The sequence below is a fragment of the Mongoliibacter sp. genome, assembly GCF_007692705.1.
Taxonomy (GTDB): Bacteria; Bacteroidota; Bacteroidia; order Cytophagales; family Cyclobacteriaceae; genus Mongoliibacter.
Genome location: NZ_REBN01000203.1, coordinates 15,996 through 27,769, shown reverse-complemented (window position 1 = coordinate 27,769; position 11,774 = coordinate 15,996). Strand labels below are relative to the sequence as shown.

The 11,774-nt window shown below is 40.3% G+C and carries 9 protein-coding genes; 5 read left to right on the top strand and 4 right to left on the bottom strand.

The features are described from left to right. The 4 genes from EA341_RS14420 to polA form a co-directional block, all read right to left on the bottom strand. Positions 1 to 1,107 (bottom strand): DUF5916 domain-containing protein (locus tag EA341_RS14420; RefSeq protein WP_293015803.1); only part of this gene is annotated, 1,107 nt, incomplete at its 3' end. A gap of 130 nt (positions 1,108 to 1,237) precedes the next feature. Next, on the bottom strand, positions 1,238 to 1,660 hold the full coding sequence (locus EA341_RS14415) for a secondary thiamine-phosphate synthase enzyme YjbQ (protein ID WP_293015801.1): 423 nt from the start codon (positions 1,658 to 1,660) through the stop codon (positions 1,238 to 1,240). Between the two features lie 6 nt (positions 1,661 to 1,666). Beyond that, positions 1,667 to 3,046 carry a DNA repair protein RadA gene (gene radA, locus EA341_RS14410; protein ID WP_293015799.1) on the bottom strand — a complete coding sequence of 460 codons (1,380 nt, stop codon included), beginning with the start codon at positions 3,044 to 3,046 and terminating at the stop codon, positions 1,667 to 1,669. A gap of 524 nt (positions 3,047 to 3,570) precedes the next feature. After that, positions 3,571 to 6,381 (bottom strand): DNA polymerase I, encoded by a 2,811-nt coding sequence (gene polA / locus EA341_RS14405; protein WP_293015797.1) that lies wholly within the window; start codon positions 6,379 to 6,381, stop codon positions 3,571 to 3,573. Positions 6,382 to 6,606: 225 nt separating this feature from the next. Between polA and EA341_RS14400 the strand changes: the two genes are divergently transcribed. The 5 genes from EA341_RS14400 (at position 6,607) to secDF (ending at position 11,723) form a co-directional block, all read left to right on the top strand. Further along, on the top strand, positions 6,607 to 6,918 hold the full coding sequence (locus EA341_RS14400; RefSeq protein WP_293015795.1) for a hypothetical protein: 312 nt from the start codon (positions 6,607 to 6,609) through the stop codon (positions 6,916 to 6,918). 79 nt (positions 6,919 to 6,997) lie between these two features. Beyond that, on the top strand, positions 6,998 to 7,567 hold the full coding sequence (locus EA341_RS14395) for a non-canonical purine NTP diphosphatase (protein WP_293015805.1): 570 nt from the start codon (positions 6,998 to 7,000) through the stop codon (positions 7,565 to 7,567). Positions 7,568 to 7,585: 18 nt separating this feature from the next. Further along, positions 7,586 to 8,221 carry a uridine kinase gene (gene udk / locus EA341_RS14390; protein ID WP_293015792.1) on the top strand — a complete coding sequence of 212 codons (636 nt, stop codon included), beginning with the start codon at positions 7,586 to 7,588 and terminating at the stop codon, positions 8,219 to 8,221. A gap of 70 nt (positions 8,222 to 8,291) precedes the next feature. Then, positions 8,292 to 8,657, top strand: coding sequence for a hypothetical protein (locus EA341_RS14385; RefSeq protein WP_293015790.1), 366 nt, complete (start codon positions 8,292 to 8,294; stop codon positions 8,655 to 8,657). 81 nt (positions 8,658 to 8,738) lie between these two features. After that, complete coding sequence (gene secDF / locus EA341_RS14380; RefSeq protein WP_293015788.1) at positions 8,739 to 11,723, top strand: protein translocase subunit SecDF; 2,985 nt, start codon at positions 8,739 to 8,741, stop codon at positions 11,721 to 11,723. Positions 11,724 to 11,774: the final 51 nt, after the last annotated feature.

Here is an 11,774-nt window from a genome sequence, read left to right as displayed (position 1 = left end):
CCAATCTTCCCCGAGTTTTCCTGACAGTCTACTCCCAAATAAGATTTGATTTTGTACGTTTTGACCAGTTCTTTCATCTCTGGCCACTCCTATTCGTCGGGAGAAAAAAGGTCTTATTCCAACAGCTCCAAAGTCAGCAAAGAGGTCTGCATTTTCAAGGAAAAACTGCCTTTGTTCAGGAAAGAAAATCTCGAACCTATCCAAATTGGTCACCTGTTGATCCACTTCAACCTGTGAAAAATCAGGATTGATGGTCAAGTCAAGATTCAGCGCCGGCCCCATACCTATTTTGGCATCTCCTCCGAAAGTCGGTCTCGCCGGATTACTGGTTTCTGATAGGAAATCTCTATCTGTGGCCATTGCTGCATAAGGTATGATAGATATATTGGCTGTCTCCTTCTTCAAAGGTTCCTCAAACATCAGTTTCCTGGAAAATGCCAAGGAAATTATAGAAAAGTTGCGGGGTATAGGAGTCCAGCTACTGCGCTCGTTGTATTTAGAGTCTAACCGGTAAAAATTGACATTCCAATTGACTGCTCCGTCATTGTAACGCAATGTAGAAAAAGGGATTGCTGCTTCCACTACCCAATAGTCATCGTAAATTTTTGCATTTGAATACCATTTATTGTCCCAGGCTAAATTGAGATCAGAAGGAATCATTCCGCCATTTGCAATCAAGGACTCCCTTTGGACTCCATAAGGATTCACCCCAAATTGAAAAGCATTTGTATTGTCATTAAATGTATCAAGTATGAATGAAATTCCGTCGTTCTGCTCACCCCTATAATCTCTTCTAAGGGATGTGGATACATAATTCTCTCTTGGGCCAAGATTATACATCACAGCGGCTATGTAAAGGAACTTATCATCGAAAGCTATTTTCACCTTACTCTGAGCTTGAGCTAAGGAAGTATCTGAAGGAAAAAACTGTGTAAAATCTTCGGCCCAGCCTCCATCTTCCAACCAAATCTCTTCATCGAGTACCCCGTCTAGGGTAATTGGATAATCAATCTTCCTGGCAACTATACCATCAAGATTTATTTTCCCAACTTGTCCTATTGCCGGAATACTGACACAGAATAATAGTAAAAAGCCAAATAATCGCATGCTGAATTTATTCAGGCTAAAGTTTAAAAAACTGTGTTACTATCTGTAAAAGATTTATATCAGAGGTAAAAATTTGATGTTTGAAAAAATTGAAAATTAAAATTTGTTGATTTACATATATATAAAATAACTATTCTCCGATAGCTGTCATCACTAAACCCCTGCTGCCCCCATTATCTCTGAACTCACAAAGATAAATCCCTTGCCAAGTGCCCAGTGCCATTCTTCCTTGTTTGATAGGTACCTGAATACTGGCACCAAATAAGCTGCTTTTGATATGGGCAGGCATGTCATCCGGTCCTTCATAGGTGTGGATAAATTTACTATAATCCTCTGGGATAAGGTCGTTGATAAAGGTTTCGAAATCCTTTCTCACCGTGGGATCTGCATTTTCATTGATAGACAAACCTGCGGAAGTGTGTTGGATGAATACCTGAAGCATTCCTTTTTGTATCTGTCTAATTTCAGGAATAGCACTGATTATGGTATGAGTGATCAGATGAAATCCTCTTGGATAAGGCTTAAGTTTGATGTCTTTTTGAAAAACTTTCATGTTCAATTAGGCTGAAAATAGTCCTTGATACATTTCATCCAATTTACTTACTGCCACTACATTTATCTTGTATTTTTCCAAATCCAATCCCCTTATGGCATATTTAGAAACCACGATTTTTTTGAAACCTAATTTTTCGGCTTCCGCTATCCTATTTTCAATGCGGTGTACAGCCCTAATTTCTCCTCCCAGACCAACTTCTCCTGCAAAGCATACATCATCGGGAACAGGTTGATCTTCATAGGAAGACAATAGAGAAGCACAAACGGTTAAGTCTAAAGCAGGATCATCCACTTTCAGTCCACCTGCAACATTGAGAAAAACATCCTGTTGGCCAAGGCGCATGCCTCCTCTTTTTTCCAATACCGCCAATAGCATATTGAGTCTTTTGGCATCGAATCCTGTACTGCTTCGCTGGGGTGTACCATAAGTTGCCGGACTTACCAATGATTGTATTTCTATTAAAAGTGGTCTATTTCCCTCCATCATGGCTCCGATAGCCACACCATTGAGCTGCTCTTCTCGTTGGGTCAGTAAAATCTCAGAAGGATTGGCTACCGGCCTCAACCCATCGGCACGCATTTCATAGATTCCGAGTTCGTTTGTACTTCCAAAACGGTTTTTGGAAGTACGCAAGATCCTGTATGCCAAATGTCTATCTCCTTCAAATTGTAAAACCGTATCTACCATATGTTCCAAAACCTTTGGTCCGGCAATGGACCCATCCTTGGTGATATGTCCGATCAAAAATACTGGAGTACCGGTTTCTTTGGCAAAACGCATCAACTCTGCTGTGCATTCCCTTACCTGCGACACTGAGCCCGCAGCGGACTCCACATGCCTACTGTGGAGGGTCTGTATGGAATCAATGACCAAAACATTGGGCTGTAAGATTTCTATTTGCTCAAATATCTGTTGTGTATTGGTTTCAGAAAGCACATAACAGTTGTCAGAATGTACCAACATTCGCTCCGCACGCATTTTTATCTGCGATTCACTTTCTTCTCCAGAAACATATAACACCTTAATTTTGGACAGGGAAAGTGCAATTTGAAGCATGAGTGTTGATTTACCGATGCCAGGCTCACCACCAATCAATACCAAAGATCCTGGAACGATGCCGCCCCCAAGAACCCTGTCCAATTCAGTGTCAAAAGTGGGCGTTCTTGGGGATTGACTGTAGTCTATTTCTGAAAGCTTTTTGGGTTTATTGGTTCTTTTATCCTTCTGCTGCCCTGATTTCCAAGTACCCAATCCACTTTCTTCTTTTTGGATTACTTCTTCCACATAAGTATTCCATTCCCCACAAGAAGGACATTTCCCTATCCATTTTGGACTTTGGGCACCGCAATTCTGACAGAAAAAACTTGTTTTTGTTTTGGCCATATAAAATTTTAAATGCGTATCCGCGATAATGCAGGTATTATTCTTAATTACTGTCTTGAGAGGATATTCATGGATACTAAATTGATATTAGGATATTCTTCACACTGATTCTTATTTTTTGAATGAAATTCTTTTCTCTTACTTTTCGCTTCTCCTGCCCAGATGATATCTAGTCGGGCAGGCGCATCTCCTTCCCCTTCATCCCTTTCGCTTCTCACTTCTCGTCTCTACATTCTTCATGATTCGATTTTCATCATTCGATATTCGAAATTCAAAAATCCTGTAAAACCCTGGTCTACCCTCCATTCATTCAATGGAGCCTGACAAATCGAAAAGCGCTTTCATTTTAAATTTTAAATTATTCACTGCTCTTTTTTTTCTGCGGCATCCCTTCATTGTCACGTCCTAAATTTACTTGACACTTTTTTTATAGCGTTAAATTTATATGAGTATACGTGACCAATATATCGCCGAAGGCTTATATCTCTTGAAAGAAACGACTCTCGTTTCTAGTCTCTCGCTTCTCAATGTGCCTCCAACCAGTCATTTCCTGTGCCTGTTTCCACCACCACAGGAACTTCGAGCTGTACCGCTGAAGACATCAGCCTTGGGATTTCCTTTTGAAGCAATTCAACTTCTTCTTTGACTGCATCAAAAACAAGTTCATCATGTACCTGTAGGATCATTTTGGATTTCAAGTTTTCTTTTTTCATCCATTGGTGCACATTAATCATAGCAATCTTGATCATATCGGCGGCTGAACCTTGAATTGGGGCATTGATAGCATTTCTTTCTGCAAAGCCACGCATGGTTTGATTCCTACTATTTATATCTCTAAGGTACCTTCTTCTACCCAAGATGGTTTCAACGTATTCATCTTTTTTGGCCTTATCTATGCAGCTATCCATATAGCCTTTGACAGCAGGAAATTCTTTAAAGTAGGCATCTATGATTTCCTTAGCTTCCGTCCTGGAAATATTAAGTCTTTGAGCCAAACCAAATGCCGATATTCCATAGATGATTCCAAAGTTGGCAGTTTTGGCTTTTCTTCTCATGTCGGAAGTCACCTCATCCAAGGGCACTTGAAAAATCTTAGCTGCAGTAGTAGCATGAATGTCTCTCCCATTTTTAAATGCCTCGATCATGGATTCATCTTTTGAAAAAGCTGCCATAATCCTCAGTTCTATCTGGGAATAATCCGCTGCAAAAAGCACATGGTTTTCATCTCTTGGAACAAACGCCTTTCTGATCTCTCTACCGCGTTCAGTACGAATAGGAATATTCTGCAAATTCGGATTGATAGATGAAAGTCTTCCTGTAGCGGCTACAAACTGATTATAGGTAGTATGGACCCTGCCTGTTTTGGGATTGATCATGGTTGGCAATGCATCCACATAAGTAGATTTTAATTTGACAATCTGCCTGTATTCTAGGATGACCCTGGCAATTTCATGCTCACCAGCCATCTTACTCAAGACTTCCTCTCCAGTAGCAAATTGACCTGTTTTGGTCTTCTTGGCCTTGGGATCAAGATCCAGCTTCACAAATAAAATCTCTCCAAGCTGTTTGGGAGAGGAAAGATTGAATTCCTGTCCTGCCAGTTCATAAACTCTTTTTTCTATTTCCAGACTTTCCCTTTCCAATTCCTGGGACATTTCTGCCAGACTTTCTGTGTCTATGCGTACACCTTCAAACTCCATTTCAGTCAACACCTGTATAAGCGGGTTTTCAACCTCCAGGAGTAACTTTTCAACACCATTTTCTTTGACCAAAGGGTCAAGCTTCTGCTTAAGCTTTAGGGTGATGTCAGCGTCTTCAGCGGCGTAGGCCACGACTTCATCTACGTCTACATCCCGCATATTACCTTGGTTTTTACCCTTTTTTCCGATCAAAGATTCGATAGAAACAGGCTTGTAATTGAGGTATTGCTGGGCTAACCAATCCATAGAATGCTTTCCTTCCGGCTCGATGAGGTAATGTGCCAGCATGGTATCATACAATTTGCCACGGACTTGCATACCGTAATTTTTGAGAACCAAAAGGTCATATTTAACATTCTGCCCAATCTTGGTGATATTTTCATTCTCAAAAATGCCTCTGAACAATTCCAGTTTTTTCTTGGCTTCCTCTTGATCGGCTGGAAAAGGAATATAGAATGCCTCTCCAGGAACATAGGAGAAAGATAGCCCCACCAATTCCGCTTCATTGGGATTGAGGGCAGTGGTTTCGGTATCGAAACAAAATTCATCCTGACGCTCCAAAAATGCAATCAATTCTTTGATCCCCTTTTCTCCATCCACTTTGTGGTAATCATGAGCAGTGGTCAGAATACTGTCATTCAATACGGGTGCTGGAATGGGAGCTTCCTCAGGTATATCATCTTCCTCAGTCTCCTCGACTCCTGTAAACAAACCCAGCTGTTCAGAAACCTTCATTTCAGGCTTTTTCATCTTTTCCTTAAATACCCGCTGGGTAAGGGTCCTGAATTCAAGTTCTGCAAAGAGTGCTTTCAACTTTTCCTCATCAGGTCCATCATAGGTCAAGCTTTTTTCATCAAAATCCACGGGAACATCGACCTTGATGGTCGCCAATTCTTTGGAAAGTAAGCCCTGCTGGGCAAAGTTTTCCACATTCTCTTTTTGTTTGCCTTTCAGGTCATCTGTATGTTGAAGCAACTCCTCAACAGATCCATAGGTCTTAAGCAGTTTGACAGCAGTCTTTTGGCCAATGCCCGGTATGCCTGGAATATTATCCACGGCATCTCCCATAAGACCAAGAATATCGCGTACCTGATCTACGTTTTCAATATCCCACTTTGCACAGACCTCTTTTGGCCCCATTATGTCTACGGCATTCCCCATAAAAGCAGGCTTATACAAGTAGATATGCTCATCCACCAATTGCCCATAATCCTTATCAGGAGTCATCATATAGACCACAAAACTTGTCCTTTCGGCTTTTTTGGCAAGCGTCCCGATAATGTCATCAGCTTCGAATCCATCCAGTTCAAGCACTGGAATATTAAATGCCTCCACGATTTGTTTTACCCAAGGAATACCAATCTCTATATCCTCTGGCTGCTCTTGCCTATTGGCCTTATAGGCCTCGAATTGCACATGTCTGAAAGTGGGTGCTTTGGTATCAAAGACTACCGCGATATGTGTAGGCTTCTCTTTTTCAAGCACTTCAAGAAGTGTGTTGGTAAAGCCCAGCATAATACCGGTATTGAGACCTTTTGAATTGATTCTAGGGTTTTTGGAAAATGCAAAATGCGCCCTGTATATCAGTGCCATTGCATCAAGCAAAAATAATTTTTTATCTCCTTTAGAGGACATTGTATTTATGTTATTAGGATTTGAAATAAGCGTAAGATCGAAAAATAGCCTTTTCGAAGGATGGCTAAATTACAAATAATAATGAAAAGGAGATGAGTAGAGGTAGACCATATTTAAGTTTTAATCACTAATTTGGATGATACCAAAATGAGTTTGGTCTAATTCTTGGTTTTCAGGAATTACGTTTTATCGTTTAATAGTTTCATTCACCTAAATTAATAACGTATGAAAAAGTTAGCTTATTTTTTATCGGTAATGTTTATGATGGCGGCATTTGTGCCAGCCAGCTCAGCAGAAACCACTAAAAAAGAAAAACCAGAACTTACTGAAGAACAACAGACAAGACTGGCTGAAATCGAGAATAGGGTTGAAGAAATCAAGTCCTCAGATTTCTCAGACATGAGTAAAGAAGAAAGAAAAGAAATGAGGGATGAGCTCAGAGAAATGAAAAAAGAGGCCAAAGAAATTGGTGGAGGTGTCTACCTTTCCGTAGGCGCGATCATCATCATCCTACTGATTTTAATCCTCATCACCTAGTAAGGATAAATCAATTATAAAATCCCCCGCCACAACGGGGGATTTTTTGTTTCTATATTTTTGAGCATCTTTATACATGATGAAAATTTGTTTTGCTACGAATAACCAAAAGAAAATAGAGGAGGTAAAATCTGCTCTTGGGCATGGATTCACCATAGTTTCACTTTCAGAAATTGGCTGTCATGAAGAATTACCAGAAACAGGTGATACCTTGGAACACAATGCTTTTCAAAAAGCCCGGCATGTATATGACAATTATGGTGTAGATTGTTTTGCCGATGATACTGGCCTGGAGGTAGAAGCCCTGTCTGGTGCCCCAGGGGTATATTCAGGCAGGTTTGCTGGTGAGCCAAGGAGCGATCAAAGGAATATTGACCTGCTTTTGAGCAAAATGAAAGGTAAGGAAAATAGAAAAGCAAGGTTTAAGACAGTGATCGCTTTGATACAGGGAGGAAAGGAAAACAGTTTTACAGGGGTAGCAGAAGGGGAAATATTGCAGCAAAGAAGCGGTACAGGTGGTTTTGGTTACGACCCGATATTTAAGCCAGTTGGCTTCGAAAAAACATTTGCAGAACTAAGTATGGAGGAGAAAAATGAAATCAGTCATAGAGGTAAGGCTGTAAAGGAATTGGTAAGGTTTCTAAAATAATCACTATTTTTGTCTCCCATGAAGAAGCCCTTTATTGTAGGAATTACAGGTGGTAGCGCCTCAGGAAAAACACTTTTTTTAGATAAGCTATTGCATACTTTCGAACCGGGCCAGGTTTGTTTGATTTCTCAGGACAATTATTACAGACCAAGGCACCTGCAGCCTATTGACGATAAGGGGGTTCATAATTTTGACACCCCAAACTCCATAGACTTTGAGCAATACGCCGATGACATCCGCAAAATCGGCAATGGAGAGACTGTTTACAGGCAAGAGTATACCTTCAATAACCCTAATAAAAAGCCAAAAACCTTAGAATTTGCACCCGCTCCCGTGGTCGTTGTAGAAGGTATTTTTGTGCTATATTATCCTGAGCTTGCTGATTTATTGGACTTGAAAATTTTTATCGATGCAAAAGAATACATCAAACTCAAAAGGAGGATTGTAAGGGATAAAGTAGAGCGGGGCTATGATCTTGACGATGTACTTTATAGGTATGAAATGCATGTAATGCCTACTTATGAAAAGTACATAGAACCATTCAAGCATGATGCTGATATCATTGTTCCGAATAATAGAAATTTTGAAAGGGCATTAGAAGTAATAAGAGTGTACCTGAGAGCAAAAACTGAAAACGCACCTAATCTTCATTAAACCAGGTATTTAACTTGTTTTTGCAAGATTTCTTTCAATCTCAAAACTATTTGCTATATATTTGCGCTCCATGAATAAAGAGCAGCAAAATATCAACATATGGAAGCAAAGGATCAGTTTGATTCTTGTTCTTGCATTTTGCATGTTGGTAACGGGTGCTGAATTTGTTCAAAACACTGATACCAAGTCAAATTCAGACAAAAAGGAATTATCCCAAAATCAAAAGGATAATGGAGAAAATCAGACTTTTCTGAATGTCGCAGTAGATGCGGTAGTACCTTTTATAACCGTAGTAGGTCAGCAGATTTTTTACCTGATTTATGAAAATCTTAAAATTGAAAAAATAAACGTTGCAGGTCCGGCTTTAGCCTTACCTATAACTTTACCCTATTGGGAAATCCTATTGGAAAGGATTATATCTCCCAATGCTCCCTGAATTTTTTTAATTCTTCCCGCTTTATTGCCATTTACATAATGGCCCAATCAATCAGTAAATAACTATAAATTCATAATTACTATGCGTAACAAAGGTGTCGTAGTGTTTTTGACCGTGATTATTACAGCGCTTTGTCTGTACTACCTGTCATTTACATTTGTATCGAACAATTTCAACCAAAAGGCTGTGGAATATGCCACAGATGAGGTAGGCAATGTAGATTTTGCCAAAAAACAAGCGTACTTAGACTCTATTTATAGAGAGCCGGTGTACAATTTCTTAGGTGCCAAATTCACCTACAAAGAAATCAAAGAAACGGAACTTGGACTTGGACTAGACCTTCAAGGTGGTATGCACGTGACTCTGGAAGTTTCTCCAGTTGAGATTTTGAAAGGTCTTTCCGGAAATTCAAAAGACCCAGCTTTTAATACTGCGCTGAACCGCGCCACAGAGGCTTCCAAAACCACAAATGAAAAATTTGTCAACATATTCAGTTCAGAGTGGCAGAAAGCCGCTCCAAACAGAAAGTTGAGTGAGATTTTTGCTACAGCAGCAAACAGAGGCCGTATTTCCTTAGAATCTTCAGATTCAGAAATCCTAGGAATTATAGATGATGAGATTGAAAATGCCATTGAGCGTTCTTTCAATATCCTCAGAACAAGGGTGGACAGATTTGGTACATCCCAACCCAATATTCAGAGAATTCAGGGTTCCGGAAGAATTCAGATTGAGCTTCCTGGAGTAGATAATCCTGAAAGGGTTAGAAACTTATTGCAAGGAGTTGCAAAACTGCAATTCTGGGAAGTAGCAGAAATCCAAGACTATATCAGTGAACTTGAAGCTGTCAACAGTCTTTTGGTAGCAGAACAAAAGTCTGCCAGCCAAGAAAGTCCTGCTGCAGAAGAGCAGGATGAAGACGAGGAAATGACTGAAGAAGAAGAATTGGCTTCAGAGTTGGAAAGACAATTGGCGGAAGAGTCAGGTTCTGATGATTTCTCCTCAGAGGTCTCACCAATATTTTCCTTGACCAGGTCCAATCAGGGATTGGTATATGAAGTAAGAGATACTGTTACCATCAACCGTCTATTGGCTAGAGAAGATGTGAAATCTCTCCTACCACGAAATGTAAAATTCCTTTGGTCTGTAAAGCCAATGGTAGAAGGCAATTTAGAGTTGTTGGAGCTGTTTGGAATCAGATACAACAGGGCAAGTGACCAAGCACCTCTAGAAGGTGATGTTGTCACAGATGCAAGACAGACTTTGGACCAAACTTCCAGACCAGCTGTCAGCATGCAGATGAACGCTGAAGGTGCAAGAAGATGGAGAAAACTGACTTCTGAAAGCATCGGAAAAAGAATTGCAGTAGTATTGGATGATTTTGTATATACCGCTCCTGTGGTGCAAAGTGAAATTCCTTCTGGACAGTCTGAAATCACTGGAAACTTCAGCATTGAAGAAGCCAAAGATTTGGCCAACATCCTGAAGTCAGGTTCATTGCCGGCACCTACAAGAATCGTAGAAGAAGCCATTATCGGCCCAACATTGGGTAAAGAAGCCTTAAATCAGGGGTTGATCTCTATGGTAGCAGGTCTTGCACTGGTAGTGCTATTTATCGTAGCCTATTATGCCAAAGGTGGCTTGGTTGCCATTGCAGCACTAGTGTTTAATATCTTCTTTATTTTGGGTATTCTCGCACAGCTTGGCGCAGCACTGACACTACCTGGTATTGCGGGTATCGTACTGACTATAGGCATGTCGATTGATGCCAATGTCCTGATCTTTGAGAGGATCAAAGAAGAACTCAGGAATGGAGCTGGTTTACTTGTAGCCATCAATCAGGGTTACAATAAAGCCTTCTCAGCTATCCTTGACTCCAACGTAACGACTTTCCTTACAGGTGCTATCCTTTATTCCTTGGGTCAGGGGCCTGTAAAAGGTTTTGCTATTGTATTGATGATTGGTATTGCCTCCTCATTCTTCTCTGCTGTATTTATTACCAGGGTAATTGTAAGCTGGATGACAGCTAAGGGAGAAAAAAGCAATGTTTCCTTCGAAACTCCGCTTGCAAGAAATGTTTTAAGCGAACTGAATATTGATTTCTTAGGCAAAAGAAAAATTGCTTATTTAATTTCTACTTCCATCATTGTGGTCGGTATGGCTATCGCGGCAATCAGTGGATTGAAATTCGGTGTAGATTTCACCGGTGGTAGGTCATATATTGTGGAATTTTCAGAGCCTGTTTCTGCTTCTGAACTTAAAGTCGGACTAGATGGAGAGTTTGACGGTTCCATTGAGGTGAAATCTTACGGTGGTAACAATGTTATGAAAGTGACTACTTCTTACCTTATCAATGAAGATGATGATGAATCAAACAAAGAAGTAGAAACAAAAGTGAGAGAAGGAATAGCTTCGGTATTGGGGTTAACCTTTACCACAGATGCTTCAAACATTTCTGAAGATCAGTTTGCTATCACTGGCTCATCCAAAGTAGGCGCTACTGTAGCAGATGACATCAAGAACTCTTCTGCAAGCGCCATGTTCTTTGCCATAGTGGCCATCTTCCTTTATATATTATTGAGATTCCGTAAGTGGCAGTTCTCTTTGGGGTCCATAATAGCCTTGGTGCATGACGTATTCTTCGTTATAGCAGCATTTGCCATTGCCACTGCTCTAGGTGCCACTTTCGAAATTGATCAGGTATTTATAGCTGCGGTATTGACAGTCGTAGGTTACTCTATTAACGATACCGTGATTGTATTTGATAGAATCAGAGAAAACATCAGCAACAGAGGTACATCCAAATTGGTGAAAATGTTCAACGATGCCATCAACCAAACCATGGCAAGAACATTGATCACCTCTGCCACTACTTTGATTGTGGTATTGGTGTTGTTAATATTCGGTGGTGAGGTATTGAGAGGTTTCTCTTTTGCACTATTGATCGGTGTCTTGGTCGGTACTTATTCATCCATCTATATTGCGACTCCAATCGTAGTGGATTTGATGAAAAAAGAGCTGGAAGCTGAAAATACGGCTCCAGTAACACCAAGCAAAAAAACAGCATAGATTCAAGTAATGGAATAGAGACTTTCTCTATATCCCATTTCGATATTTATT